Here is a 24,556-nt window from a genome sequence, read left to right on the forward strand (position 1 = left end):
GAGCGGAGCTCGCGCGCTCCCGCGCGCCGACGTCGATGATGACGAGAGGAACCACCATGAGCAGGACGTACGTGGTCACCGGAGCTGCCTCCGGGATCGGCAAGGCCACTGCAGAACGACTCGAAACCGACGGACACCGTGTGATCGGTGTCGACATCAAGGACGCGGACGTCATCGCGGACCTCAGCACCGCCGGGGGCCGGACCGCCCTCGTGCACGAGGTCGAGCAGCGCTCCGGCGGGCGGGTCGACGGCGTGATCGCCGTCGCCGGTCTCGTCGCGGCGAGTCCCGTGACGGTCGGGGTGAACTACTTCGGTGCGACGGCGACGCTCGAGGGACTCCGCCCGCTCCTCGCGGGCTCCGATGCCCCGCGCGCGGTGGTCGTCGCGTCCCTCGCAGCCCTCGAGGAGGTCGACGAGGGTCTGTACGAGCGACTCCTCGTGGACGACGAGCCGGGCGCACGGCAGGAGGCCGAGCGCATCGGCACGGCGACGAACGCCGCCGGGTCGAGCGCCATCTACTCCACCACGAAGAAGGCGATCGCGCAGTGGATCCGCACCCACGCGAAGGACCCGGAGTGGGCTGGCGCCGGCATCGCACTGAACGCGATCGCTCCTGGCGTCATCGAGACGCCGATGACCGCCGCAGCACTGGAGAGCGCCGAAGGCCGCGCCGCCCTCGACGCGGGAGCCCCGTCTCCCCTGAACGGTCCGGCCGCGCCGCCCGCCGCCCCGGCAGCGCTCCTGGCCTGGCTCGCCAGCGCCGAGAACACACACGTCACCGGACAGATCGTCTTCATCGACGGCGGCGCCGAGAGCATCCGACGCCCCGAACGCATCTGACCCCCACACTGAGAACAGGAGACACGACATGGCACGACTCGACGACAAGGTCGCGATCATCACCGGCGCAGCGAGCGGCATGGGCCTCGCCGGAGCACAGCTGTTCGCACGGGAGGGCGCGACGGTCATCATGACCGACGTCAGCGAAGCGGCACTGCAGCGGGAAGCGGCCTCGATCCGCGACGAGGGAGGGCATGCCACCGCGATCACGCTCGACGTCACGTCGCCGGAATCGTGGAACGGCGTCGTCGACCGGGTGGTCGCCGACCACGGACGCGTCGACGTGCTCGTCAACAACGCGGGCATCCACATCGCCAAGGGCATCCTCGAAGCCGAGCTCGACGACTGGAACACGGTGATGGCGGTGAACACCACCGGCGTGTGGCTCGGCATGAAGTCGGTCATCCCGCACATGCAGCGGCAGGGCGGCGGATCGATCGTCAACGTGTCGTCCATCGCCGCGATCGTCGGCGGTGTCTCCGACGCCGGCGGTGCGGCGTACTCGGCGTCGAAGGGTGCCGTCCGGTCCCTCACGAAGCACGCCGCACAGTGGTTCGCCGGAGACGGTGTCCGCGTCAACTCGATCCACCCCGGCTCCGTCTACACCGGCCTCGCCGCCGCTGCGGGCATGACGAAGGAGACGATGGCCGAGCAGCTCGGCGGCGAGGTGCCCCTGCCGCCGCACGTCGGCGAACCGACCGACATCGGGTACGGCATGGTCTACCTCGCCTCCGACGAGGCGAAGTACGTCACCGGCGAGGAACTCGTCATCGACGGCGGCTGGACCACCCACTAGCTGGTCCCGAGCCGACGCGGCCACGTGAGCGCGCTCCTGCGCGCGTGGACCGGGCCCGGGACGCGACCCGTGACGGGCGGGAGACAGGGTGTCAGCTGGCACCGTGCCTCCCGTCCGTCGTCCCCCACAGTGGACACTGAAGGTGTGAACGAACGAACCCCTGGCCCCGCCAGCGTCGGCGTCCGCGTCGCCCTCATCCTGACGGCGGCGCTGAGCGCGGCCGGTTGCAGCAGCGTTTCCGGGGGCAACGCAGTGGATCCGTCCGAAGCAAAGCAGTCGATCGTCGGCATCGTCAAGGAGTCCGCCGACGCCGTCGGCGGCGAGTGGACGGTGTACCGCGGCCCCGCTGCCGAGGTGTGCACCCAGTCGGGCGGTGGAGACGGCGCCCGCTTCGTGTACGTCCTGGAGCGCAGCGGCACGGACGGCACCGATCCGGCCACCGACATCAGCGCGGTCGAGGACTTCTGGGAGAGCAAGGGCGTCACGACGGAGCGGTTCGAGAGCGGCGGTTCGGACCCGCTCACCGGCATCCGGGGCGCGGACGGACCCGTCACCTCCATCGGCTTCAACGCGTACCCGCAGCGGTACAGCATCACCGGGGTCTCGAAGTGCTCGGACGGCGACGTGCAGGACCTGCGCAGCGCCGAGTGAGGCGGGCGTCGTGATCCGCTGACCGCCCGGTGACACCGCCGGACAGGAGGCCCGGTGCCAGATGGCACCGGGCCTCCCGTCCCGCTCGTGGGGACGTCTACCGAGACACGCCTTCCACGGATCCGTCCTCGCGCCCGGCTGCGCGTTCGATCGGTGAAGGATCGCCGAGCAGTCGTCGGGTCCAGTCCGCGAGGGCCGCGGTCGCGGTCCTCGAGATCGCGGCGTCGGGCACCATGCTCGTGAACCCGTGGAAGGCACCGGGCCAGACGTGGAGCTCCGCGTCGACCCCCGCTGCCCAGAGGCGGCTCGCGAAGGCGACGTCCTCGTCGCGGAAGACCTCAGCACTGCCGCAGTCGATGTAGGTGCGCGGCAGCGCCGACAGGTCTGCAGCACGAGCCGGAGCGGCGTACTCCGAGACGTCAGGGGTGGCGCGGCGTGGTCCGAGGTACGCGTCCCACGCGAAACGGTTCATCTGGCGGTCGGCGACCCCGACGCCGTCGATCTGCCGGGTCGAGACGGTGTCGTCACGGTCGTCGAGCATGGGTGACACCAGGATCTGCGCCATCAGGTCGGGACCCTGCCGGTCACGGGCGAGCAGGGCTGTCCCCACGGCGAGTCCGCCGCCGGCGCTCTGGCCCGCGATGACGATCCGTGCCGGGTCGATGCCGAGCTCGTCCGCGTGCGCCGCCACCCAGACGAGACCGGCGTAGCAGTCCTCCACCGGGTACGGATCGGGGTACTCGGGTGCGAGGCGGTAGTCGACGCTGACGAGGACCACGTCGTGGTCGAGCAGCCAGTCGTCGAACGAGTCGAGGTTCCCGAGGTGGTGGCCGAACACCATGCCCCCGCCGTGGATCGAGTAGACGCCCGCGGTCGCACCGGTCGCACCGGTCGCATCGGCCGCACCGGTGCGCTCGACGCGGTCGATGATCGCGAGGTCGATGGGGTCGCCGAGGTACCCCGGAACCGTGACGTTCCGCCGCTGGTACCCGCGGGACCGCAGGCGCTCGTCGAGGACGTCCTCGGGCACGTCGAGCTGCCGCATGCGGGGCAGCATCTCCGCGGTGAGGGTGAACGGACCGCGGGCCTCGAGCGCCGCCAGGAAGGTCGCGAGTTCGGGGTCGAACGGCGGGCGGACGATGGTGTCGGACACGGGCACACTCCTTCGATGAAGAAGTGACGACTCCCGTGAGACGCGTGTGCGGTCCCGTCTGCCGGAGCAGCGCGGGATTTTTTCCCTCTGCGGACGACAGTAGTGCATCCGAGCACGGCACAACTCAGTCGTGCGCGTCGTACCTGAGGTAGACGATCGTGTGCCCGCTCGAGGTTCCGGTGAACAGCGCGACGTTGCCGCTGATCTGCCCGCTGGGGGTGTCGGCCCCCTGGCTCGTGAGCGCCGCGGACGCACGCTGGGTGAGCTCAGCGGGGTCGCTCTCCCGAAGGGTCGGCGGCTCGGTGCCGTCGGGAAGGCGCACCAGTGCCGACATGAAGTCGCGGTCGCGGGAAGCCTTGGACTCGATCAGGGTCGATCCCTCCGGCAGAGTGACGCCGGTCCTGCTCTCGACGGTCGCCAAGGGTGTCCCCGTGCAGAGTCCGATGCGCATGCAGTCGCCGAGCCGTCCGGTGTGGCCGACGTAGGTCTGGAGGGCGATCACAGCAGCGGCGACGACTGCGAACAACAGTGCGACCAGTGCCACGAGCGCGACGATCAGGCGCGGGAGTGGGGCTTGCGCGGAGTGCATGTGGTGGCACGCTACCGGAGCGTTCTCGACACCGGCTGCACCGGAGCGGAAGGCTCTCCACGCCCGGTCGGATCAAGCGCGTACAGTGAGGGCCAAGCGGTCGTCGACTGCTGGAGCAGGGCACGACTGGCCACTTCGGATCATCGATTCAGGAGTGCGCCACATGGCCGCGAACCGTGAAGGTCGATTGTTGCGTGCCATCGTCACGCTCGTCGGCAACGTCACCACCGCGCCGGATCACGAGGCCGGCGTGCAGGTGCTCGTTGACGAGTCGGTGGCGTTGTTCGATGCCGATGCGGCCGGACTGTTGGTGTTCGATCCGTCGTCGCGCTTGCGGATCGCGGCCTCGGCTGGTCACCACAGCGGCCTCCTCGAACTCCTGCAACTCGAGACCGGCGAGGGCCCTTGCATCGAAGCAGCACGCACGGGCACGGCCGTCTCGGTCCCCGACATCGAGCTGTCAGAGGCCAGATGGCCACACTTCGCTCGGGCCGCCGTGGACGTCGGGTACTCCGCGGTCCACTCGATCCCGCTGCGGGTACAACGGTCCGTCATCGGGTCCCTCAACCTGTTCCGGTGCGCCGCCGGCCCGTTCGACCTCGACGACGTGGCAGCGGCACGGGCGTTGGCCGACATCGCGACGATCACCATCACCCGGCAGCGCACGCTCGACGATGCCGCCACCACGCAGGCGCAGCTCCAGGCCGCACTCGACAGCCGTGTGGCCGTCGAGCAGGCCAAGGGCTGGATCGCGAGCCGGAACCGAGTCGACGCCGACGCCGCGTTCGCCTTGCTCCGGGACCACGCACGGGCCAACGGCCTCCCCCTCGCCGAAGTCGCGCTGGCCGTCACCGCCGGACGGATCACACTCGGCTCCCCGACACCGGACCGCTGAGCCACCGTCCGGCACCGCTCTGTGCGGGAGATGATGGATCATGCACACCCTCGCCCTCCGTGTCCGAGAGTCTTTCTGGTTCCTTCCCGCCCTCCTCGGGAGCGCCGCGATGGTCGTTGCGGAGCTCCTGGTCACGCTGGACCACGCCCTGGTGCACAGCGCCACCCGGATCGGGTTCCTCGACGCCCTCAGTGCGAGCGGCGGGCGATCCATCCTGACCACGATCGGCACGTCGATGTTGACGGTGGCGGGCACGTCGTTCTCCATCACGATCTCCGTCCTCGCCACCACCTCGTCGACGTACGGCCCCCGGCTGGTCCGCAACTTCATGGCGGACCGCGCCAACCAGTTCGTCCTCGCCGCGTTCACGTCGACCTTCCTCTACTCGATCGTCGTGCTCCGCTCCGTGCACACAGACGTCGACGACGGCACCGCGTTCGTGCCGGTCATCGCCGTCCACGTCGCGGTGCTCCTCGGCATCCTCGACGTCGCCGTCCTGGTCTTCTTCATCCACCACATCGCGTCGAGCGTGCAGATCACCGCGCTGCAGAAGCAGGTGCAGACCGACCTCGCCACAGCGGTGGGCCAGGTCTTCCGCGACGGGGACGGCGACGGGATCACCGTCGGTCCGGTGCACGCGGGTGCGGCTCGCTGGGCAGACGTCACCGCAGCCGGTGACGGCTACGTGCAGTCCGTGCAGTGGGAGCGGCTGGTGGGCTGGGCAACGGGACACGACTGCGTGATCGAGGCCGTCGCGATGCCGGGTGACCACGTCATCGAGGGCGACGTCCTGCTCCGGGTCGGCGTCGCGATGGACGCGGAGATCGATCTCGACAGCGCTGGGCGCCGACTCCTGACGCTCGTGACCCTCGGTTCGTCACGGACCCCGTACCAGGACGTCGGCTTCGCACTGCAACAGCTGGTCGAGATCGCCGTCCGCGGACTCGCCAGCGGCTCCAACGACCCCTACACCGCGGTCAGCGCACTCGACCTCGCCGCGACGCCACTCGTCCCCGTGTGGCGCGGTCGGTCGGCGATCACCGGGTACCTCGACGACGACGGTCGGGTCCGGGTCATCCCGCACTGGCCCACCGCTGAGACACTCGTCGACTCGGTGTTCGACGGCGTCAGGACCTACGGTGCCGACCAGCCGATCGTGGTGTCCGCCGCACTCCGCCTGGCCGAGCGGCTGGACGAGCGCGCTCCCGAAGGTCGGCGGCGCCACCTCGAGTCGACCGTGCGGGCACTCCGCGCCGTGTGAGCGCGGTGCGCGGTGTGCGGGGTGACAGATGTCATGCCGGCATCGTGACGTCCGGCCGAGGCGTGCCTCGCCGAGGTGCACGAGGGTGGGCTGCATGAACGACACACCGGTCATCCAGCTCCGCGACCTCCGCAAGCGCTTCGGCGCCGTGGCCGCGGTCGACGGCGTCGACCTGACGATCCGTCCGGGCGAGGTCGTCGCCCTCCTCGGCCCGAACGGCGCGGGCAAGACCACGACGGTCGACCTCGCGCTCGGGCTGTCCACGCCGACGACCGGCGAGGCCCTGCTCTTCGGCGAAGCGCCCCGTGCCGCAGTCGTCACCGGCAGGGTCGGTGCGATGCTGCAGGGCGGCGCCCTCCTGCCGGACATGACGGTCCGGGAGGCGGTCGCCCTCGTCGCCGCCGCGCACCGCCGGCCGATGCCGGTCGACGAGGCCCTCCGCCGTGCGCGCTGCACCGAGATCGCCGGACGCCGGGTGAACAAGCTGTCCGGCGGGCAGCTGCAGCGGGCCCGGTTCGCGGTCGCCGTGGTCTCGGACCCGGACCTGCTGCTCCTCGACGAGCCGACGGCTGCGATGGACGTCGAGGCCCGGCACACGTTCTGGTCGTCGATGCGCGAGTTCACCGACGCGGGGCGCACGGTCGTCTTCGCGACCCACTACCTCGACGAGGCCGACACCTTCGCCGACCGCATCGTCATCATGCGCGCCGGTCGGATCGTCGCCGACGACTCCCCCGCCGAGATCAAGGCGATCACCGCCACCCGCGCCGTCCGGTTCTCCGGGTTGAGTGCCGACGCGCACGTCGCGCTGCGCGGTCTGCCGGGAGTGGTCTCCCTGGAGGCTCGGCACGACTCCGTCACGCTCCGTTCCGACCGCAGCGACGACACGCTCAGGGCACTCCTCACCGCGTTCCCGCAGGCGCACGACATCCAGGTGGTCGCCTCGACCATGGACGACGCCTTCCTCGCGCTCACCGCCGACCCCGCCCCCACCGACAGCGCACCCGAAGGAGTCCTCGCATGACCACCGTCACCGCCTCCGGCCGGTTGCCGATCCGCTACCTGTACCTCGAGACGAAGCGGCAGCTCCGCAACGTCCGCGCGATGGTGTTCACCTTCGCCGTCCCGGTGATCATGCTGCTCGTGTTCGGTTCGGCCTTCGGATCCCAGACCGACCCGACGACGCGTCTGCCGTACCTCGTCGTCACGACGCTGCAGATGGCCTCGTACGGCGCGATGACGGCCGCGCTCAGCCAGGCGTTCGCCATCGTCAACGAGCGGTCGATCGGCTGGAACCGGCAGCTCCGCGTGACGCCGTTGTCCGGGTGGGGGTTCATGGTGTCGAAGGTGATCGCCGCGATGGCCTTCGCCGCGGTGTCCATCGTCATCACGGTGCTCGTCGCGACCGTCGGCCTGCACGCCTCGCTCGACCCGCTGCACTGGTTCGCCGCCGGGTTCGGCATCTGGTGCGGAGTGATCCCGTTCGCGCTCATCGCGATCCTGATCGGGCAGTTCGCGAAGCCGTCCTTCGCGCAGCCGCTCTTCATGGTGGTGTTCATGGGCATGGCGATCCTCGGCGGTCTGTGGGTCCCGCTGAGCGTGATGCCGGACTGGATGGGCACCGTCGCGCACCTGCTGCCCTCCTACTGGCTCAACCGGATCGGACAGATGGGAGCCGGGGCGACCGGGTCCTCGGGCATGACCGAGCCGGCGATGGTCCTGGCGGGCTGGGCGATCGTCCTGGCCGCGGTGATCGTGTGGCGGTACCGCCGCGACGCCGCACGACAGTGACCGACGGTCCTACGCTGGCACGGATGTCCGAGGCGACCAGCACGATCGACGCGAGCAGCGCGGACGACCCGTCACGCGCCTCCCGGCCGTCTCCACGCTCGTTCCCGTGGGCCGTCCCACCGGGCGCGACCGACGACGACATCCGCATCGGACGCCGCCGCTGGTACACCGGCGCGGTCTTCGCGCTCCTGTGGCAGGTGCTCGAGATCATCGCGGTCTGGACCGACGGCCGGAGCCTGCGCGCGCACGTCGTCTCCTCCATCGCCCTCGCCGTCGTCTACGCGGCGTACCTGTTCGCGCCGGAGCTGATGTGGCGGCGGAGCCTGCGCGGCCGGGTACTCGTGCTGGCCGGGGTCGCCCTGCTCGCCGGACTCCTGCTCCTCGTGGTCGGGCCCCTCGCGGTCTGGACCTGGCTGCTCGTCGCCGCACTCTCGGGGTTCGTCGCCGAGCGGTTCTGGGTGGCCGCGGTGGTGGTGCTCGGCATCGTCGGCGCACAGTTCCTCGTCGCGGCGAGCACGGGGTGGGACACCGCGGTGAACAGCGGCATCCTGTTCGCCCCGGTCATCACCGTGTCCGTCGGGGCGTCGATGCTGTTCTTCGGCCGGCAGCGCGAGGCGGAGCAACGGCTCGGGGTCGCGCAGGACGAGATCACCCGCCTCGCGGTCGTCGAGGAACGCGCGCGGTTCTCCCGCGACCTGCACGACGTGCTCGGCCACTCCCTGACCGTCGTCGCGATGAAGTCCGAGCTCGCCGTCCGGCTGGTGGACGTCGACCCGGCACGCGCGAAGGCCGAGATGCAGGACGTCGAACGGCTCTCGCGCGAGGCGCTGCACGAGCTCCGGCGCGCGGTCAGCGGCTACCGCGAGGCCGACCTCGACGCCGAACTGGTCTCCGCCCGCGCTGCGCTGGCCGCTGCCTCGCTCACGGCAGCGCTCCCCGAGGACGGTGAGGCCGCCGGGGACGACGTTCGCAGCCTGTTCGCCTGGGTCCTGCGCGAGGGCGTCACGAACGTCCTCCGGCACGCTGCCGCGAGCCGGGTCCGGGTGACGCTGACCCGGACGGCGCTGACCGTCGAGGACGACGGCACCGGGGTGCTCGCTCCCCCGTCGACCGCGGCCGTGCTCGGCGGGAACGGGCTCCGCGGTCTCCGGGAACGCGCGGACGCCGTCGGAGCGGTCCTGACCACCGGCACGAGCGACCTCGGTGGCTTCCTGCTCCGGGTCGAGAGGAGTCCACGATGACCGATCCGATCCGGGTGCTCGTCGCCGACGACCAGGCCCTCGTCCGTGGCGCACTCGCCTCGTTGCTCTCGCTCGAACGGGACATCGAGGTCGTCGCCCAGGTCGCCCGCGGCGACGAGGTGCTCGACGCCGCGCGAGCGTCCGGTGCCACGGTGGCCCTGCTCGACGTCGAGATGCCGGGCGCGGACGGCCTGACGGCGGCGGCGACGCTGGCCCGTGAGCTGCCGGCGTGCCGGTCCCTCATCGTCACGACGTTCGGACGCCCCGGCTACCTCCGGCGAGCGCTCGAGGCCGGGGCCGCCGGGTTCGTCGTGAAGGACACCCCGGCTGAACAGCTCGCCGACGCCGTCCGCCGGGTGGCCGGGGGCTTCCGCGTCGTCGACCCCGTGCTCGCCGCCGAGTCCCTCGCCGCGGGGCCGTCCCCGCTCAGCCCGCGGGAGACCGACGCGCTCATCGCCTTCCGGACGTCGCCGACCGTGGCCGGGGTCGCCGGCACACTGCACCTGTCCGAGGGCACCGTGCGGAACCACCTGTCGTCCGCCATCGGGAAGACCGCGGCGCGCAACGCGACCGAGGCGCTGCGGATCGCGGCGGACAACGGATGGCTGCTCGGCGCGGGCTAGATACCGAGGGATGCCCGCTCGACCCGAGGCGGCACCGGTGGACAAAACGTTCTGCTGCTGGCATGTTAACCGCTGAACGTCTGGATTTCAGCGTTCGGAGGAGCAGTGATGAACAGAATCGGTCAGCAGGCTCGGCGGACTACTGCCGGCTTCGCCGCAGTAGCCGTCGGCGGGACGGTGTTCCTCGGCGCTGTCCCTGCGCATCCCGCTCGAGCACGACAACCGCATCATCGCTGACTCTGGCCGGAAGTGGGGCAAGTCCGGCACTGAAGCAGTGACCGCGTGGAAGCCGTACCGGCCGAACCAGCCCGGCAGCGGTGTCGGCTCCGCGAAGACCTACTACGGCAAGTGACACATCGCAGCGGGTGCGAGCCAGTAGCTCGCGCCCGCTGCGGCGTGAGGAGAAGACGTGACGAAGCGACAGCTCACGGCGACAGCAGGCCTGCTCCTGCTTGCCATGCTCCTGACCGTGCTGATCGGAGTGTTCGACGCTCTGCTCTGACCCATTAGCGCCGACGCGGTCCGTGACGCGATGACCCCCACCATCCAGACCCTGCCCGAGCATCTGCGCCGGTCGTTGACGTGGGATCAGGGCACCGAGCTTGCCCGACACAAAGACATCACCCTCGCCACGGACCTCGCGATCTACTTCTGCGACCCGCACAAGCCTTGGCAGCGCGGCTCGAACGAGAACACCAACGGGCTGCTCCGGCAGTACTTCCCGAAGTCCACCGACCTCAGCGTCCACAGCCCGGAACGGCTCCTCGAAGTCGCGGCTGAAGTCAACGGCCGCCCCCGCAAGACCCTCGACTACCGCAGCCCTGCAGAAGCATTCGAACAGCTACTCTCGGACCCGAAACAACCACCCGTTGCAACGACCCCTTGAAACCGCCATCGGCTATCGAGACGGATCTGCGCCCCGCAGCGAAGGCCCGGTCGTATTCAGTCGCTCAGTGCGCCTGCCCGGCCCGGGAGACTGTTGCGGTGAGGAGCTGGAAAGCGTCGGTGATGTGGTCGCGCAAGCCGCGGGTTCCATCACCAATCCACTGCGACGCTGCATGGTGGAATGTCGCCCAGCACACCGTCGCGATCAGATCCGCAACGTCGTGATGCTCCCCGCGGTCTCGTAATGCCCCTGCGAGAGCCGCCGCCATGTCCGCACCCTTTGCGAGGTCGCGTTCGAGGAGCGCCGGGGTGTCCGCGATGATCCGCAGTCGGGAGATCCCGGCGGCGCGATCGTCCTCGAGCAAGCCAGCGGCGTCGATGAACGCCGCTCGGAGGGCCTTGATCGCCGAGGTGCCGCTAGGAACTGCATGCACCGCGGCCACCAATGCGTCGCGGAGCCTGCCTTGCCCGTCGAACAAGACCTCGCGCTTGTCCGGGAAGTGCCTGAAGTAGGTGCGGTCGTTGACGCCGGCACGCTGCGCAATGTCCGCCGTCGTGGTCGCGTCGTACCCCCGTTCGGTATACAGCGCGAGCGCTGCTTCGTACAGACGTTGACGCGCGGCAGCTCCGCTCCTCGGCATCCCCTCACCGTAGCGGCATGGTCACCATTCTGCCAGTTACTGGCGTAACGTAGCGCCAGTCACTGGCGAAACGTCGCCACCAAACGGGAGAGACTACACATGAAGGTGTTCGTCACCGGCGGTTCCGGGCAAACCGGGCCTGCCATCATCCGAGAGCTCGTCCGCAGCGGCCATGAGGTCACCGGGCTCGCGCGATCCGACGCATCCGCGACGACCCTGGAACGCCTCGGCGCTCAGATCGTGCGGGGCTCGCTCGTCGATCTCGACATCCTCGCGGCCGCCGCCTCGTCCGCCGATGGAGTCGTGCACATGGCCTACGGCGGCGACTACGCCGACCCGGAAGGCATGATCCTCCGAGACGTGGAGGCCGTCACAGCACTCGGGAAGGCGCTCGAAGGATCGGACAAGCCCTTCATCGTCACCTCCGGCACGCTCGTCCTACCTAACGGGGCGCTGGCGTCTGAGGACACCGCTCCCGACCGCGACGGCCCAGCCGCTGCTCGCTTGGCTGGGGAAGACGCCTGCCTGGCATTCGTGGACAAGGGCGTGCGCGCCATCGTGCTGCGGCTCGCACCGACCGTCCACGGCCCGAACGATCACGGCTTCATACCGATGCTCATCGGCACCGCTCGAGACAAGCAGGTCTCTGCATACGTCGGAGACGGCTCGAATGAGTGGCCGGCCGTGCACCGGGACGACGCTGCGGTGCTGTACCGACTCGCCCTCGAAGGTGCGCCAGCGGGCAGCGTCCTGCATGCCGTCGCCGAGAACGTGCAGTTCGCCGACATCGCCACCACCATCGGTCAGGGCCTCGATGTGCCCACCGCGCGGCTCACCTCGGAGGACGCTGCAGCGCACTACGTCAGCCCGTTCATGGCGCTGATCTACGCCGCCGACGCCCCCGCGTCGAGCGCCCGTACCCGGCAGCTCCTCGACTGGGAGCCCCGCCACACGGACCTACTCGATGACCTCGCGCAGGGCGACTACCTCCGTTGACGGGTGCCCGCCCGCCAGGCACACGCACCGGTAGGCGGGCGCCGCAGTCTCCTCGTGAGCGATCTGCGTGCCGTCTCGCTAGCCCCTGGCCTACCGGAACGCCGCGCTTTCCCGGTGGGCTGGCGAGACCGGCCGGGTGCTCCTCACGGCCGACCGATCCTTGACGTGATTCGGAATGATGGCGGCCGCTTCTCGGACCCGTCCGAGGCTCACCGGACGCAAATGACAAGAGGTTCCCATCAGGCAACCAGAGAGCCGATTCGTTGCCGCACCGCGGTACCGCCTCAGACCCCTGTGTCACCCATGCCGTACCATCCTCGCCGAACGCGAGCACGTCGACGCTCGCGTCGCTGGTGAGCCTGCGGAGGTCGTCCCGCGTCGCCCGCGATGATGGCGGTGGCGAGCACGTCGGCGGTGACGAAGTCGTCAGCGATGACGGTCGCCTGCACGAAGGTGGGGGTCGCTCGCCGCCAGATGCGCTCGCCGCGCTCGGCGGTTCCTGAAGTCGCGACGGCGCGGCCCGGACGGATCACGAACGACTTCGCTCCGGTCAGCGGCGGCAGGTAGCAGGTGGCAGGTGGCGTCAGTCGGTCGCACTGAGCGCGGCGGCGGCGGCGGCGATCACGGGCTCATTACGCTTGTAGTGCGCCCACTGCGCGATACGACGCACCGTCACGAGGTCAGCACGTTGCAGGATCGCCATGTACTCCGACGCTGTGGACTGCGACACACCAGCTCGCGCGGTGATGTGCTTGAGACACACCCCTACCTCGTCGGCGGGCTGGTCCTGGGCTGGGAACGAGTCGGGGTGCCGCAGCCACTCGAGGATCTGGAGTCGCTTCGGGTGGCCGAGCGCCTTGAACACCGCGACGAGCTGCTCCTCGGTCAGGTCCACAGTTCGATCGTAGGCGCCCCTCACCGAGACTCCGCCGGCACGACCGTCCTGAAGACCCGCGACACCGTGAATCCGACCACGAGGACTATCACCGGGATCACGAGCCCCACGCCGTACCCCCACCGATCGAACAGGGGCCCGAGCAAGGCCGGGAGCGCGAGCGCCCCGGTGTAAGCGGTCGCCGACACCACCGCGACGCGTCGTGGGTCGCCACCACCGTCAGCCGCAGCGCTCACACCGAGCGGGACACCGAGCGCGCACCCCGCACCCCACAGGAGCGCAGCGATCAGAATTCCGACGAGACCAGGCGCGATCGCGAAGACCAACAACCCGAGCACCGTCGCCCCGATCGCCACCCGGATCGCGATCATCCGCCCGAAGCGGTCGACGATGCGCCCGCCGACGAACCGGGTGGCCGTCATCGCCGTCACGAACACCCCGTACGCAACGGCACCCGTGGTCGCATCGAGTCCGTGCCCGCGAACCGTGCCGAGGGAGATCCACGACGTCGCCGTCCCCTCGGCGAACGCGAGGCCGAGCACAGTCACGGCGACGAGGAGCAACCGCCGGGCGACGGACCGAACTGGTACACCCTGCGCGGCAGCCCGTGCAGACGGTCCCACCACCGTGGACCGTGTCGGCCCACTGAACCGCCCTGCAGCGAACAGGACAACCACGGTCCCGATGACCGCGACGGCGGGGAACTGCACGGAGATCGGCAGGCCAACGCCGGCACTCACCGCTCCGACGATCGCGCCGCCCATCGCACCGAGACTGAACAGCGCGTGCAACCGCGGCAGCACCGACCGCCCCACCGCCTGCTCGGCGCCAGCAGCCTCGACGTTCATCAGCACGTCCCCCAGGCCGACGCCGGTACCGAAGACGAACACCGCGGCGATGGTGACCGGAACCGAACTCGCGCCCTCGGCACCGACCCCGATCCCGGCGAGCCCCACCAACTGCAGCACCGCCCCCGCCCGAACCCCAGCACGTGGTCCGATCCGTCGGCCGTCGCGCGTCGCCACGAGCAGGCCGAGACCAGAACCCGCGGCGAGGGCGATCACGAACGACGACACCACGGTCGCATCGACGTGCAAGGCACCCGCGACCGCCGGCGTCCGTGAAGCCCATGACCCGAGAAGGAGCCCCGCCGCCAGGAACACCGCCCCCAGCGATGGCAGGACCGCACCGCGATCCGAGGGCTTGCTCATCGGGCTCGCCGTCGCCACGAGAAGAACGGCATCACGAACGCTCGCGGGCGGCACCCTCCGCGGCGCCCCGGGTCATTGCATCGATCTCCACCTGAGCCGTGTTCCGCGCCCCCACCCGTTCGCGTCGTCGCAGACGTTGACGGTCGGGTCTACCAGGTGCACCGGGTTGTTCCATCGAGATCATGCAGATCATGCAGATCATGCAGATCAGCGTACATCGGAACATTGGGATATGCCGATGTTCACGATCTCTGATCCCGGACGGACCCGGACGAGGCTCGGCACTGATGTACGGGATACGTTGATCGGCCCGTTATCACCGAGCCTCCGCCTCGCGGCGATCTCTCGCACGGCCCCGTCGAAGTGCCGTTGTCCCGCCCGTGCCGCTCACTCCGCTCAGACTCGATTCACTTGGTGAGTCCCGCCATGACGGTGCCCGGAACGAGGACGTCGAGTTCTTCGAGCGTGTAGGGCGGGTTCTCGTCGGGGTCGCCCTTCGTGATGGTCCCCCGGTCCTCGTACTCCGACCACACGCTGATCCGTCCTCCTCCGGAGTGGAACACCTGACCGGTGACGTCGGCGGCGGCGGGAGTGCAGAGCCACGTCACGATGGGCGGGACGTGCTCGACGGGGCCCGGGCCCTTCTTGGCGCGGAGCCACATCTCCTCGGTGAGCTTGCCTTCACGGTACTGACGCTCGAGTGCGGGGAGGGCTTCCACGTAGGTACGGGTCGACGCCCCCGGAGCGAGGACGTTCGCCGTCACGCCGGTGCCGGCCAGGTCGGTTGCGAGTGCCTTCATCATGGACACGGTCGCGCCCATCGATGCTCCGAAGAGGGGCTTGCCGACCTTGCCGCGCGCTCCTTCGGACGCCGTCGCCACGATGCGCCCGAAACCGCGCTCCACCATCCCCGGCACGACGAGCCGTGAGAGCCAGAACTTCTGGAACACCACGAGGTCGAACACCTTCTTGAGTTCCTCGTCCGTGGCGTCGATCGTGCCGGCCAGGACCGCCCCGGCGTTCGCGATCAGGATGTCCACCGGCCCGAACGCGTCGACGGCCGTCTGCACGACGTTCGCGCATCCGGACGCCTCCGCGACCGAGTCGTAGTTCGCGACCGCGGCACCACCAGCTGCCCTGATGTCCTCGACGGTCTTGTCCGCGGCTTCCGAGCTCCGGCCGGTACCCGTCGCGCTCGTTCCGAGGTCGTTGACGACGACGCGGGCTCCTTGTTCGGCGAGGGACAGCGCGATCGCTCTCCCGACGCCGTTGCCTGCTCCGGTCACGACCGCGGTGCGGCCGTCGAGTCGTCCTGTCATGCGCGTGCTCCTGTCGTCGTGCGTTTGCTGTTCGTGGGTGTGCTGTTCGTGGGTGTCAGGCTGCGATGTTCGTGAAGAGCGATGCCGGCGCGCCGACGAGCATCGCGTCGATGTCGGTCTGTCGGACTCCACGTTCCACGAGCGCCGGGATGACGACGTCACTGATGCGGGTCGGTACCCACGTCTTGAGCGCCTCGACACCGTCCAGCGAACCGGGCTCCGACCAATCCGAGTACAGGACAGCGTCATGCGAGAGGACCACGCGATCCGCGTGTCCTTCGGCGGCGAGCGTCGCGAGGATGTCGATGCGTTCTTGCTCGGACGCGGTTTCCGGCAGCAAGTAGAGACCGAAACGATCGCTGCCGACGACGGCCCCGGCCGCGATGATCGACCGCAGGTAGTCGACGTCGGTGGTGTCGCCGCTGTGGCCGATGACCACGGTGCCGACGTCGGCGCCTTCACCGGCGAGGAGCTCGAGCGCTCGTGCCGCCTGATGATCTGCCGGATGGGTGTGCACTGTGATCGGCGCCCCGGTCTCTGCGGACGCTCTCCCTGCCGCGCGGAAGACGCGTTCGATGTTCGGGGTGAACCCCTGCTTGTCGACCGCGACCTTGATGGACTGTGCCCGGATGCCGGAGTCCGCGATCCCGACGGTCAGGTCGCGGAGGAACATCCGCGTGAGGATGTCGTCGGCACTGTTCGTGAACCGTGACGGCGACGCGACGTGGTGTGGCAGGTGGTCGAAGGTGTAGATGCCGGTCGACGCGATGATGTTGAGGTCCACGCGGTCGTTGACCTCCTTGAGGAAGTCCATGTCGCGTCCGTGCAGCAGCGCGGTGCAGTCGAGGATGGTCCCGATCCCTCGGTCGACGACCTCCTGGAGTCGTCCGACGACCTTGTCGACGACGGCGCTGCGTTCGCCTCCCCATGCCAGTTCGGGGTAGAACCGGGCGAACTCGGAGTCGATGAACACGACGTGCTCGTGGACGAGCGTCTGTCCGAGGGCGTCGAGGGCAACGGGCCCGCGGACCGTGTCGATGGTGCTCATGGTTCGTGGTCATCCTTCGTGTCGTGCGCGTGGGCGCGCAGGTGGGTCCCCAGCGTCTGGATGCTCCAGCCGTTCGGGTAGAGCGCCTTCTTGAGCGCGTCGGACGGGCTGGGATCGCCGTCCGCTCGATCCGGTTTCGGGTCCGACCTGCCGATGGCGCCGAGGACCATGGACGAGATCGTCTTCCTTCGTCGGGACGGTGCCTTCAGGCCGCAGGCGCGGAGGACGCGCTCGTCCACCTGCGCGGTCACGATCGAGTTGATGACGGGCCGCAGAGCGCGGGGAACGAGCGTCGGGATGAAGGCCAGGAGCGCCTCGGAGAGTTCCTTGTTCTGCGGCTCGTAGGCGAGTTCGGTGTCGAGGTAGGCCTCCCAGAACGCCCGGACGCCTTCGACCGTCTCCGGGATCGGCTGATGCGACCCGAAGGCACGTGCTTCGAGGTTGTAGTGGATGACGAGCGCGTCGCGCTCCTTCTGGGTCACCGGCCGCCAGCCGAAGCGATCGGCGAGCTCGAGCGACATGACCGGGACGTCACACCCGACGGCGATGAAGTCCTCCGGGTGGATGTCGTACTGACGGTGCATCGCGTTCACGCGTCGGGCGGCGTCACGTCCGTCACCGGGGCCGAGTCCGCTCTTCATCACCGCGCCGGTGAGGATCGAGGTGTCGAGGTACCGCTTGGCGGTGTGGTGTTCGACCTGTCCGGACGCCTTCAGGATGCGCGACATGCGCGGCGCTGCGAACGTGAAGAGGAACCCGGAGACGCCCTGGACGAGCATGACGGACTGGAAGTCCGTGTAGAAGAGTTCGGTGATCTCGCGGTGGTCCACCTTCGGGTCGAGCTCCTCGATGCGGCGCAGCCGCGCGAACTTGTCGTCCGTACCGAGCCACTTCCGCTCGGGTTTCGCTGCCATGCGCGTCACTCGTTCCAGAGTGCGCCGGCGACGGACTGTGCCGCCCAGAACCCGCCGTCGACGGCGATGTCTGCCCCGTTGACGTAGGACGCCCCGTCGCTGTTGAGGAACAGCAGTGGTGCTACTTGCTCCTCGGGGGTCGAGCGTCGGCCGCTCGGGTACTCCACCGGATCGATGGCGGCCGCCGAGTACGCGCCCTCGATGGCGTCCAGCATGGGTGTCTGGACAGCGCCAGGGCTGGCGGTGTTGATCCGGATGCCCCGCTGGATCAGCACGGCGGACTGTTGCATCGTCCACACGTTGAGGGCTTCCTTCGCGAAGGAGTAGGCGTGCCCCGCGGCTTCGGCGTTCCGCTCGTACCAGGCGACACCGTCGTCGAAGGTGGGTGACGACGTGAAGTCGATCAGCAGCTCGCGCTTCTTGCGCCAGGGGTACCCGCCGTCCGAGGAACAGTTGGCGATCGCACCGCCCTCGGACATGTGATCGAGCACCAGGTCGGTGAGCAGCCTGGTGCCCAGGAAGTTCACCTTGAGGATCTCGACCGCCGGCAGCATGGGCACGGCCCCGGCGCAGTTGAACAGCGCGTCGACATGCCCACCGATTGCTTCGACGGCGCCCCGGATCGACGCTTGATCACTCAGGTCGAGCGGTTGGAAGGATGCCACTTCGGCCGTGGGCGCACGCCGCCCGGCGCCGTGGACCTCGGCGCCGAGTTCGACGAGCGCGGTCGCGACTGCCGCTCCGATGCCGGAGGACGCCCCGGTGACGATGACGCGCTTGTTCTCGTAGTCGGGAAAGGTCATGGTGGACTCCGTTTCGGTTCGGCGGGATCAGAGGTGGTTGACGGGGTAGCGCGGCTGCTCGCCCCGGAGCACCCGGACGACCTCGTCCATCGACTTCGCGTAGATCTCACCGATGGACTCGCTGCTGAAGTGCGCTGCGTGGGGGCTGAGGAAGACGTTGTCGAACGTGGTGAGTCGGCTCGTGACCGGCAGCGGCTCCGTTTCGAACGTGTCGATGCCCGCCCCCGACAGGTGACCGGACGCCAGTGCGTCGGCGAGCGCTTCTTCGTCGACGAGGCCGCCGCGCGACACGTTGACCAGGACCGCTCCGGTCGGCATCGTCGCGATGGCGGCGGCGTCGATCAGGTGTCGGTTCTCGTGTGTGAGCGGGACGTGGACGGACAGCACGTCCGAGGTCGCGATGACCTCGTCGATCGGCAGCCAGCGCACCCCGCGTTCCTCGGCCGCCGCAGCGTCGACGAAGGGGTCGTACCCGACCACGTCGTAGCCGCTCGCCCGGAGTACTCGCGCGACGTGCGCACCGATCCGGCCGAGTCCGAGGATCCCTGCCCGTTGTTGGTCAGGACGGTGGAGCGTCATACCGCGCCGGAAGTCGACTGGAGTGCCCGCACGGACGCCGGCATCCCACGGCTTCAGCAGCCGGGTCAGGGCGAGGATCATCGCGACCGCGTGCGTGGCGACCTCACGGTGGTTCGCGTCTGGGACGTTGGTGACCTGGATGCCGCTCGACGTCGCAGCATCGATGTCGATGAAGTCGACGCCGATCCCCATCCGGTGGATCACCCTCGCGCGTTCGAGCTGCTGGATGAGTGGCGCGCGGACGTTCTCGACACCGACGATGAGCGCATCGGCGTCATGCGCGACGGACAGGATGCCTTCTGGTGTGCTGTCCGGGGCGTTGACCACGTCGGCAAGGTCCAGCAGCTCGCCGCCGACCTTCGGGTCGAGGCGCATCGTCGGGTTGGTGAGGACGACTTTCATGTGGGTCTCCGTTGCGAGGTCGGTGTGCGGTGCGGGGTGTTGCCGGAGCGATCAGCGGAGCTCGTCGCCGAGGCGGACGAGCTCGGCCGCAGCGGTGGTGAGCCATCCGGCGTCCGTTCCGAGGACGTGGAGGCGCATCCCTGCTCCGGCCATGCCGCGGGCGTGGTCGGGTGAGAAGACCGCGCCGGCGAGGAGCTTGCCGCTGGCGGAGGCCGCCGCGGCGATCGCGGCCGTGGCCTCGGCCAGCAGTGGCGAGGCGAGGGCACCCCGCAGATCACCGTCGTCCATCGCCCCGATTCCGAGCGCGAGGTCGACCGGGCCGATGAACAACCCGTCGATTCCGTCGATCGCGGCGATCTCGCGAACGGCGTCGAGCCCGGACGCGTTCTCGATCATCACGAAGATCATCGGACCGTCCTGCGGATCGAAGACGTCGCCGGGCGCGGGCTGCAGCGGACCGTAGGACCGCTCGCCGAGCGGGGGGTACCTGGTCGCGGCACGCGCCGATTCCGCCTCGGCCGCACTGCTCACCATCGGGACGATCACGCCGGCAGCGCCGAGGTCGAGCGCTCGCATGATGATCCACGAGTCGGCGGACGGCACGCGGAGGAGCGTGGGCTTGCCCTGCGCTGCGGCTGCGCGCAAGAGCGGCCCGACGGTCGCGAGGTCGTGCGGGCCGTGCTGACAGTCGAAGACGAGGAAGTCGACCGCGGTCGCTGCGAGCACCGCGACGGTGCCCGGATCCTTCGTGAGGACCCATGGCCCGATGATGGTTCCCTGCGCTGCGATCACCTGGCGCACGGGGTTCGTCGGCGCGTCGGCTGCAGTCGGGGATGACGAGTACGGCGAATCGTTGCTCATGCTGCGAGCCTCCCAGCGATCTGCTCGAGTGCGGCCGCCCAGGAACCGGGCAGGCCAATCCGCTCACGGAGTCCCAGGACGATCTTGTTCCGCCGGATCCCGCACGCCGCCACGAGTCGATCGCCGCGGCGGTAGAGCGCGAGCATCTTGCCGTCGGTGGCCAGCGTGGAGTCGAGGACGACCTCGTCGTGGCTGATGCTCGAACCGACGAACTGCAGTTTGAAGCCGAACTGGTCGGACCACACCCACGGGACGATGTCGTACGGCTCCGCGCGGCCGAGGAGCGTCCGGGCAGCGTGCTCGCCGCTCGTGATGGCGTGCTCCCAGTGTTCGACCCGGCGGAACTCACCGAGCCGTCGGTTCGGCCACCGGGCGACGTCGCCGGCCGCGACGATGCCGGGTGCTGCCAGCAGCGTCTCGTCGCAGACCACGCCGTCGTCGATGTCGAGCCCGGAGTCCGCCAACCAGCTCGTCGCCGGCGTGACCCCCATCGACTGGACGACGATGTCGGCGTCGACGACGGACCCGTCGTCGAGTTCGACACCGGTCACCCGGTCGTCACCGAGCAACCGCCGGACGGACCGGCCCAGGCGGAGGTCGACGCCGCGGTCGACGTAGAGGCGGCCGAGCTCGGCGCCGACGGTGGGGCCGAGGACCCGTCGGAACGGGACATCCGCCCGCTCGACGATCGTCACGGGGAGGCCGCGGTCGACACAAGCGGATGCGACCTCGGCACCGACGAACCCGCCTCCGACCAGCACGACCCGAGGTCGTCCCGAGTTCATCGCCGCCCGGAGCGCGACGGAGTCGTCCAGCGTCCGGACTGTGTGTACACCGGCCTTGTCTCCGTCGGGCAGCACACGAGGCGTCGTACCCGTGGCGGCGACGAGGCCGTCGTAGTGTTCTGCCGAGCCGTCGGACAACCGCAGCACGCGAGCGGCGGAGTCGAGCCCGACGACGCCCTTCCCGAGGATCCACTCGACGTCCTCGAGCTCCGCCGACCCGAGGTCCGGGTGGGTGTCGGATGATGCCAGGTAGCCCTTCGACAGCGGCGGCCGGTCGTACGGGGGGTGCACCTCGTCGCCGATGACTGCGATCGATCCGGTGAACCCCTCGGCGCGGAGCGACCGCACCGCCGAGAGACCGGCGAGGGACGCACCCACGACGACGATCCGCGATGGCTCTGCCATCAGTCCTCGATCGCGAGCGCGCGCTTCGGACAGATGCGCACCGCCGCCTGGAGTGCGGCGCGCTGCTCCTCCGGCGGGTTCTCGTCGAGCACGATCAGGTTGTCGTCGTCGTCGATGTCGAAGATCTTCGGAGCCGCAGCGACACAGACGCCGTTGCCCTCGCAGAGGTCCCAGAACACTTTGGTCTTCATGGCGGGTTCCCTTTCTCTGGTTTCCTTCGCCCGTGGCCGTCAGCCGCGGGGTTCCGGGCGGACGAGTCGGCCGCCGAGGTCGCGGTACGCCCGGATGACCACCGGGAGGTGGTCCCACCCCTGCTGGAACGTCGACGCCGTCCTGCGCGCGTTCGCCTCGTCGATCTCGAACTCCTCGACCACGGCGAGGAACTCCTGCAGGAGCACGCGACCCTCCATGCGAGCGAGGTGGATGCCCATGCAGAAGTGGTCGCCCTGGCCGAACGCCAGCGTGCGGGTGATCTCGCGATCCCAGCGGAACTCGTCGGGGTCCGCGAACTCACGCGGGTCGCGTGCGGCGGACGCGGTGACGAACGCGACGCGCTGACCGGGCTCGAGGGTCTCGCCCAGGACCTCGACACGCTCGGTCACGGTGCGGTGGAAGGACTGCGCCGGTCCGCAGAACCGCGCGGCTTCCTCGAACGCCCGCCCGGCGTTGGCCGCGAGGTCCGCGCGGACCGCGGCGAGCTGATCGGGGCGCTTGGAGAGCTCCCACAGCCCGTGAGCTGCGACCTTGGGCACGGTCTCGACGCCGCCGGCGAGCGGGGACATGAGCTGGTTGACGATCTGCGCATCGGTGAGCGGGCGACCGCCGAACATGCCGCTGATGGCCTTGTCGATGAACGGCAGGGTTCCGTCCGCTCCCGCTGCACGCCGCTCCCCGACGATGCCGAGGAGGAGTTGGTAGATCTCTCCCATTCCGGTCGGGTCGAACTCGTGGCCTGGATCGCCCGTCTGGTCGGAGGCGTCGTTGATCAGCTCCCGGATGCGCGGCGCCGTCTCGGGCGGAATGCCCGCGATCCGCGCCATCGTCCGAGCCGCCCACTGCCCGAGCGCGTCGGTGAGGTTGAACGTCCCCTGCGCGAGGACGTCCTGCAGTTCGGTTCGCACCATGTCCCGGAACCACGCCTCGAGACGACCGACGGCACCCGGTCGGAACGGCTGGTTCACGAGGCCGCGCAGCGTCCCCTGTGCCGGCGGGTCGACGCTCGGGAAGCCGGCGACCTGGTCGGCGCGATCGGGGGGAACGGCCCCGTGGTTGTGGACCACGAGCTGCGACGTGTTCATGTGCGTGACTTCGCGACCGTGCAGCCCGAGCGTCGAGTCGCCCATCGTGGTCCAGATGTCCTCGAACCGGGAGACGAACCACATGTCGTAGGCCTCGACGTAGTACATCGGGTGCTCGTCGCGCAGCCACCGGTAGTACTCGAGCGGATTCGTGAGCGCCTCGGGCGATGCCGGATCGAAGCCATCGATCAGTGTCATTCGTGTCTCCTCATCAAGACGATGAACACGTTCACTGAACGCGCTCACTGAAACCGTGACAGGACGCTACGCCCGCATCGGACGCCGCGTCAAGTGCCACGGCGATCACGCAGGTCCGACTACCATCGGCCAGGTGGCGACCCGAGCGGAGATGAGCGAGGCCCGCCGCATGTCCGTGCTCCGCGCGACGAGCGAACTGCTGGACGAGGTGGGCGTTGCGGCACTCACGATCCGCGACGTCGCCGCACGTGCCGGGGTGGCACAGGGGACGGTGTTCCTCTACGCCGAGAGCAAGGCGGACCTGGTCAACCAGGTGTACGGCCAACGGATCGCGGACCGGTGGCACGCACTGCTCGACTCACTCGCGGACGAGGCACCCCTCGACCGGGTCGAACACTTCTACCTCGGGTGCGTCGATCTCTTCTACGCGGACCTCGAGAACGTGCAGGCGCTCTACCGCGCTCTCGAAGGACACGTCGGCCGCAGGCTCGCGAGCGTGGACCAGCTCCTCGAGAGGATCCGCGGCTCGCTCTCCGAAGCCTCAGCGTCGGGTGCCCTGCGTGACGGAGTCGACGTCGATGTCCTGGCGCTCTCACTCCAGGGCCTGTACTCGAACGTCATCCCGCTCGCCCGCGCCGGGACCAGCCACGCGGAGACGCAACGCATCATCGCAGAGTCGCTGCGCCAGCTGCGCCGCGGAGTCGGCCGGTAGCGGGCATCCGCGCCGACTGCGCCCCACCCCGCACCCGATCGCTGAACGGGGTGTCTACGCGGTGCGGGCCGACGACCGCGCTGCCACCGCGGCGACGACGAGGTCCACCTCGAACGCGAACTGGCGATCCACGTCGCCCGCCGCATTGAGTCCGGTCTCGGCCATGCGTCGGATCGCCTCGTAGCCGCCCTCGTCGAGGTGCTCCTCGAGCGCGCGTCGGAGCTCCGGCGCCTGCGGGTGCCCCTCAGGCGCACGCACCATCACCGCGTCCCGACCGGCGGCCATCGCGAAGTTGGTGACGAACACGAGCGTTCGGTCGGCGAACTCCTCGTCGAACCCGGCGCGCAGCATCGACTGCAGGACCGTCTCAGCAGGTCGCAGGACCGCGAGGTTGTCGCCGCTGATCCGGTAGTAGTTGGCGAGCACCCCCGTCTCCACCATGCTGTTCCGCACCGCGGAGGCCCAGGCGCGGAGAACGACTTCCCAACCGTGTTCCTCCAGGAGGACGACGGACTCGAACTGCTCCTCGAACACGTCCGCTGCGACGAGTTGGAGGAGCCCGTCGCGGTTGGAGACGTGGTAGTTGATCGCGGTCCGGTCGACGCCGAGCACGTTCGCGATCGCCTGCATCGTCACGTCCTTCGGCGCCATCCCCCGAGCCGCCTCGACGATGGCGGCCCGATCGATCCGCGCGGGCCCCCCACGTCGCTTCCCCGTCGGCCGCACTCCGTCCGCCGCTGCTTGCGTCATGGCGCTCCATCC

At 69.5% G+C, this 24,556-nt stretch carries 26 protein-coding genes and 1 pseudogene; 12 read left to right on the forward strand and 15 right to left on the reverse strand.

Translation table 11 applies throughout. The features are described 5' to 3' along the window. Positions 1-56 precede the first annotated feature (56 nt). The 3 genes from ITJ69_RS05860 (at position 57) to ITJ69_RS05870 (ending at position 2,289) form a co-directional block, all read left to right on the forward strand. Positions 57-842, forward strand: a complete 786-nt coding sequence (locus ITJ69_RS05860) for an SDR family oxidoreductase (protein ID WP_194672260.1) — start codon at positions 57-59, stop codon at positions 840-842. 28 nt (positions 843-870) lie between these two features. Then, positions 871-1,638 (forward strand): SDR family NAD(P)-dependent oxidoreductase, encoded by a 768-nt coding sequence (locus tag ITJ69_RS05865; RefSeq protein WP_194672261.1) that lies wholly within the window; start codon positions 871-873, stop codon positions 1,636-1,638. Positions 1,639-1,782: 144 nt separating this feature from the next. Further along, positions 1,783-2,289 carry a hypothetical protein gene (locus ITJ69_RS05870; RefSeq protein WP_194672262.1) on the forward strand — a complete coding sequence of 169 codons (507 nt, stop codon included), beginning with the start codon at positions 1,783-1,785 and terminating at the stop codon, positions 2,287-2,289. Positions 2,290-2,386: 97 nt separating this feature from the next. Here ITJ69_RS05870 and ITJ69_RS05875 read toward each other — a convergent pair whose 3' ends face one another. Together ITJ69_RS05875 and ITJ69_RS05880 are read right to left on the reverse strand one after the other, a co-directional pair. Further along, positions 2,387-3,442: an alpha/beta hydrolase gene (locus tag ITJ69_RS05875; protein ID WP_194672263.1), complete on the reverse strand. Its 1,056-nt coding sequence runs from the start codon at positions 3,440-3,442 to the stop codon at positions 2,387-2,389. A 124-nt stretch (positions 3,443-3,566) separates the two neighbouring features. Beyond that, on the reverse strand, positions 3,567-4,031 hold the full coding sequence (locus ITJ69_RS05880; protein WP_194672264.1) for a hypothetical protein: 465 nt from the start codon (positions 4,029-4,031) through the stop codon (positions 3,567-3,569). Positions 4,032-4,221: 190 nt separating this feature from the next. Between ITJ69_RS05880 and ITJ69_RS05885 the strand changes: the two genes are divergently transcribed. The 7 genes and pseudogenes from ITJ69_RS05885 to ITJ69_RS05915 form a co-directional block, all read left to right on the forward strand. After that, positions 4,222-4,926 (forward strand): GAF and ANTAR domain-containing protein, encoded by a 705-nt coding sequence (locus ITJ69_RS05885; RefSeq protein ID WP_228505000.1) that lies wholly within the window; start codon positions 4,222-4,224, stop codon positions 4,924-4,926. A 40-nt stretch (positions 4,927-4,966) separates the two neighbouring features. Next, positions 4,967-6,187, forward strand: coding sequence for a DUF2254 domain-containing protein (locus ITJ69_RS05890; protein ID WP_194672266.1), 1,221 nt, complete (start codon positions 4,967-4,969; stop codon positions 6,185-6,187). Between the two features lie 94 nt (positions 6,188-6,281). Next, on the forward strand, positions 6,282-7,211 hold the full coding sequence (locus ITJ69_RS05895; protein ID WP_194672267.1) for an ABC transporter ATP-binding protein: 930 nt from the start codon (positions 6,282-6,284) through the stop codon (positions 7,209-7,211). Continuing rightward, complete coding sequence (locus tag ITJ69_RS05900) at positions 7,208-7,978, forward strand: ABC transporter permease (RefSeq protein WP_194672268.1); 771 nt, start codon at positions 7,208-7,210, stop codon at positions 7,976-7,978. The genes ITJ69_RS05895 and ITJ69_RS05900 overlap by 4 nt, the downstream gene beginning before the upstream one ends. A 23-nt stretch (positions 7,979-8,001) precedes the next feature. Beyond that, complete coding sequence (locus tag ITJ69_RS05905) at positions 8,002-9,219, forward strand: sensor histidine kinase (RefSeq protein ID WP_194672269.1); 1,218 nt, start codon at positions 8,002-8,004, stop codon at positions 9,217-9,219. Beyond that, complete coding sequence (locus ITJ69_RS05910; RefSeq protein WP_194672270.1) at positions 9,216-9,842, forward strand: response regulator transcription factor; 627 nt, start codon at positions 9,216-9,218, stop codon at positions 9,840-9,842. Before ITJ69_RS05905 ends, ITJ69_RS05910 begins: the two co-directional genes overlap by 4 nt. 511 nt (positions 9,843-10,353) lie before the next feature. Next, positions 10,354-10,728 (forward strand): annotated as a pseudogene (locus ITJ69_RS05915) (IS30 family transposase); the annotation flags it as partial. A gap of 64 nt (positions 10,729-10,792) precedes the next feature. Here ITJ69_RS05915 and ITJ69_RS05920 read toward each other — a convergent pair. After that, positions 10,793-11,368 (reverse strand): TetR/AcrR family transcriptional regulator, encoded by a 576-nt coding sequence (locus tag ITJ69_RS05920; RefSeq protein ID WP_194672271.1) that lies wholly within the window; start codon positions 11,366-11,368, stop codon positions 10,793-10,795. A 99-nt stretch (positions 11,369-11,467) separates the two neighbouring features. Between ITJ69_RS05920 and ITJ69_RS05925 the strand changes: the two genes are divergently transcribed. Next, positions 11,468-12,364: an SDR family oxidoreductase gene (locus ITJ69_RS05925; protein WP_194672272.1), complete on the forward strand. Its 897-nt coding sequence runs from the start codon at positions 11,468-11,470 to the stop codon at positions 12,362-12,364. 583 nt (positions 12,365-12,947) lie between these two features. On the opposite strand, the gene ITJ69_RS05930 is transcribed toward ITJ69_RS05925, so the two are convergent. From ITJ69_RS05930 to ITJ69_RS05980, 11 genes are all read right to left on the reverse strand, one after another. Then, positions 12,948-13,259 carry a metalloregulator ArsR/SmtB family transcription factor gene (locus tag ITJ69_RS05930; protein ID WP_323743004.1) on the reverse strand — a complete coding sequence of 104 codons (312 nt, stop codon included), beginning with the start codon at positions 13,257-13,259 and terminating at the stop codon, positions 12,948-12,950. A 20-nt stretch (positions 13,260-13,279) separates the two neighbouring features. Continuing rightward, the gene (locus ITJ69_RS05935; RefSeq protein ID WP_194672273.1) at positions 13,280-14,470 is read right to left on the reverse strand and encodes an MFS transporter; all 1,191 of its coding nucleotides are present in this window, start codon (positions 14,468-14,470) and stop codon (positions 13,280-13,282) included. Positions 14,471-14,877: 407 nt separating this feature from the next. Continuing rightward, complete coding sequence (locus ITJ69_RS05940) at positions 14,878-15,789, reverse strand: SDR family NAD(P)-dependent oxidoreductase (RefSeq protein ID WP_194672274.1); 912 nt, start codon at positions 15,787-15,789, stop codon at positions 14,878-14,880. Between the two features lie 55 nt (positions 15,790-15,844). Continuing rightward, complete coding sequence (locus ITJ69_RS05945) at positions 15,845-16,837, reverse strand: phosphotriesterase family protein (RefSeq protein WP_194672275.1); 993 nt, start codon at positions 16,835-16,837, stop codon at positions 15,845-15,847. Further along, a complete protein-coding gene (locus tag ITJ69_RS05950) occupies positions 16,834-17,751 on the reverse strand; it encodes an oxygenase MpaB family protein (protein ID WP_194672276.1) in 918 nt (305 codons plus the stop codon). Before ITJ69_RS05950 ends, ITJ69_RS05945 begins: the two co-directional genes overlap by 4 nt. 5 nt (positions 17,752-17,756) lie before the next feature. Beyond that, positions 17,757-18,554 carry a coniferyl-alcohol dehydrogenase gene (locus tag ITJ69_RS05955; protein ID WP_194672277.1) on the reverse strand — a complete coding sequence of 266 codons (798 nt, stop codon included), beginning with the start codon at positions 18,552-18,554 and terminating at the stop codon, positions 17,757-17,759. Positions 18,555-18,581: 27 nt separating this feature from the next. After that, entirely contained in the window at positions 18,582-19,535 is a 954-nt protein-coding gene (locus tag ITJ69_RS05960) for a C-terminal binding protein (RefSeq protein WP_194672278.1), read from the reverse strand. A 51-nt stretch (positions 19,536-19,586) separates the two neighbouring features. Then, the gene (locus ITJ69_RS05965) at positions 19,587-20,396 is read right to left on the reverse strand and encodes an HpcH/HpaI aldolase family protein (protein WP_194672279.1); all 810 of its coding nucleotides are present in this window, start codon (positions 20,394-20,396) and stop codon (positions 19,587-19,589) included. Further along, positions 20,393-21,586 carry an NAD(P)/FAD-dependent oxidoreductase gene (locus ITJ69_RS05970; RefSeq protein WP_194672280.1) on the reverse strand — a complete coding sequence of 398 codons (1,194 nt, stop codon included), beginning with the start codon at positions 21,584-21,586 and terminating at the stop codon, positions 20,393-20,395. Before ITJ69_RS05970 ends, ITJ69_RS05965 begins: the two co-directional genes overlap by 4 nt. Continuing rightward, positions 21,586-21,777, reverse strand: coding sequence for a ferredoxin (locus ITJ69_RS05975; protein WP_194672281.1), 192 nt, complete (start codon positions 21,775-21,777; stop codon positions 21,586-21,588). Before ITJ69_RS05975 ends, ITJ69_RS05970 begins: the two co-directional genes overlap by 1 nt. Positions 21,778-21,816: 39 nt before the next feature. Beyond that, positions 21,817-23,082: a cytochrome P450 gene (locus ITJ69_RS05980; RefSeq protein ID WP_194672282.1), complete on the reverse strand. Its 1,266-nt coding sequence runs from the start codon at positions 23,080-23,082 to the stop codon at positions 21,817-21,819. 133 nt (positions 23,083-23,215) lie between these two features. On the opposite strand from ITJ69_RS05980, the gene ITJ69_RS20340 reads away from it, so the two are divergent. Further along, the gene (locus ITJ69_RS20340) at positions 23,216-23,794 is read left to right on the forward strand and encodes a helix-turn-helix domain-containing protein (protein ID WP_323743006.1); all 579 of its coding nucleotides are present in this window, start codon (positions 23,216-23,218) and stop codon (positions 23,792-23,794) included. 54 nt (positions 23,795-23,848) lie between these two features. Here the strand turns inward: ITJ69_RS20340 and ITJ69_RS05990 are convergent, their stop codons facing one another. Further along, positions 23,849-24,544, reverse strand: a complete 696-nt coding sequence (locus ITJ69_RS05990) for a TetR/AcrR family transcriptional regulator C-terminal domain-containing protein (protein ID WP_194672283.1) — start codon at positions 24,542-24,544, stop codon at positions 23,849-23,851. Positions 24,545-24,556: the final 12 nt, after the last annotated feature.

Origin of the sequence: Curtobacterium sp. VKM Ac-2887 (assembly GCF_015350935.1) — a bacterium.
Classification (GTDB): domain Bacteria; phylum Actinomycetota; class Actinomycetes; order Actinomycetales; family Microbacteriaceae; genus Curtobacterium.

Excerpts from the sequence above, each read along its gene's own strand:
- ITJ69_RS05860 (WP_194672260.1), top strand. The coding sequence starts at position 57 with ATGAGCAGGACGTACGTGGTCACCGGAGCTGCCTCCGGGATCGGCAAG.
- ITJ69_RS05865 (WP_194672261.1), top strand. The coding sequence starts at position 871 with ATGGCACGACTCGACGACAAGGTCGCGATCATCACCGGCGCAGCGAGC.
- ITJ69_RS05880 (WP_194672264.1), bottom strand. The coding sequence starts at position 4,031 with ATGCACTCCGCGCAAGCCCCACTCCCGCGCCTGATCGTCGCGCTCGTG.
- ITJ69_RS05890 (WP_194672266.1), top strand. The coding sequence starts at position 4,967 with ATGCACACCCTCGCCCTCCGTGTCCGAGAGTCTTTCTGGTTCCTTCCC.
- ITJ69_RS05895 (WP_194672267.1), top strand. The coding sequence starts at position 6,282 with ATGAACGACACACCGGTCATCCAGCTCCGCGACCTCCGCAAGCGCTTC.
- ITJ69_RS05900 (WP_194672268.1), top strand. The coding sequence starts at position 7,208 with ATGACCACCGTCACCGCCTCCGGCCGGTTGCCGATCCGCTACCTGTAC.
- ITJ69_RS05905 (WP_194672269.1), top strand. The coding sequence starts at position 8,002 with ATGTCCGAGGCGACCAGCACGATCGACGCGAGCAGCGCGGACGACCCG.
- ITJ69_RS05910 (WP_194672270.1), top strand. The coding sequence starts at position 9,216 with ATGACCGATCCGATCCGGGTGCTCGTCGCCGACGACCAGGCCCTCGTC.
- ITJ69_RS05920 (WP_194672271.1), bottom strand. The coding sequence starts at position 11,368 with ATGCCGAGGAGCGGAGCTGCCGCGCGTCAACGTCTGTACGAAGCAGCG.
- ITJ69_RS05925 (WP_194672272.1), top strand. The coding sequence starts at position 11,468 with ATGAAGGTGTTCGTCACCGGCGGTTCCGGGCAAACCGGGCCTGCCATC.
- ITJ69_RS05935 (WP_194672273.1), bottom strand. The coding sequence starts at position 14,470 with ATGAGCAAGCCCTCGGATCGCGGTGCGGTCCTGCCATCGCTGGGGGCG.
- ITJ69_RS05940 (WP_194672274.1), bottom strand. The coding sequence starts at position 15,789 with ATGACAGGACGACTCGACGGCCGCACCGCGGTCGTGACCGGAGCAGGC.
- ITJ69_RS05945 (WP_194672275.1), bottom strand. The coding sequence starts at position 16,837 with ATGAGCACCATCGACACGGTCCGCGGGCCCGTTGCCCTCGACGCCCTC.
- ITJ69_RS05950 (WP_194672276.1), bottom strand. The coding sequence starts at position 17,751 with ATGGCAGCGAAACCCGAGCGGAAGTGGCTCGGTACGGACGACAAGTTC.
- ITJ69_RS05955 (WP_194672277.1), bottom strand. The coding sequence starts at position 18,554 with ATGACCTTTCCCGACTACGAGAACAAGCGCGTCATCGTCACCGGGGCG.
- ITJ69_RS05960 (WP_194672278.1), bottom strand. The coding sequence starts at position 19,535 with ATGAAAGTCGTCCTCACCAACCCGACGATGCGCCTCGACCCGAAGGTC.
- ITJ69_RS05965 (WP_194672279.1), bottom strand. The coding sequence starts at position 20,396 with ATGAGCAACGATTCGCCGTACTCGTCATCCCCGACTGCAGCCGACGCG.
- ITJ69_RS05970 (WP_194672280.1), bottom strand. The coding sequence starts at position 21,586 with ATGGCAGAGCCATCGCGGATCGTCGTCGTGGGTGCGTCCCTCGCCGGT.
- ITJ69_RS05975 (WP_194672281.1), bottom strand. The coding sequence starts at position 21,777 with ATGAAGACCAAAGTGTTCTGGGACCTCTGCGAGGGCAACGGCGTCTGT.
- ITJ69_RS05980 (WP_194672282.1), bottom strand. The coding sequence starts at position 23,082 with ATGACACTGATCGATGGCTTCGATCCGGCATCGCCCGAGGCGCTCACG.
- ITJ69_RS05990 (WP_194672283.1), bottom strand. The coding sequence starts at position 24,544 with ATGACGCAAGCAGCGGCGGACGGAGTGCGGCCGACGGGGAAGCGACGT.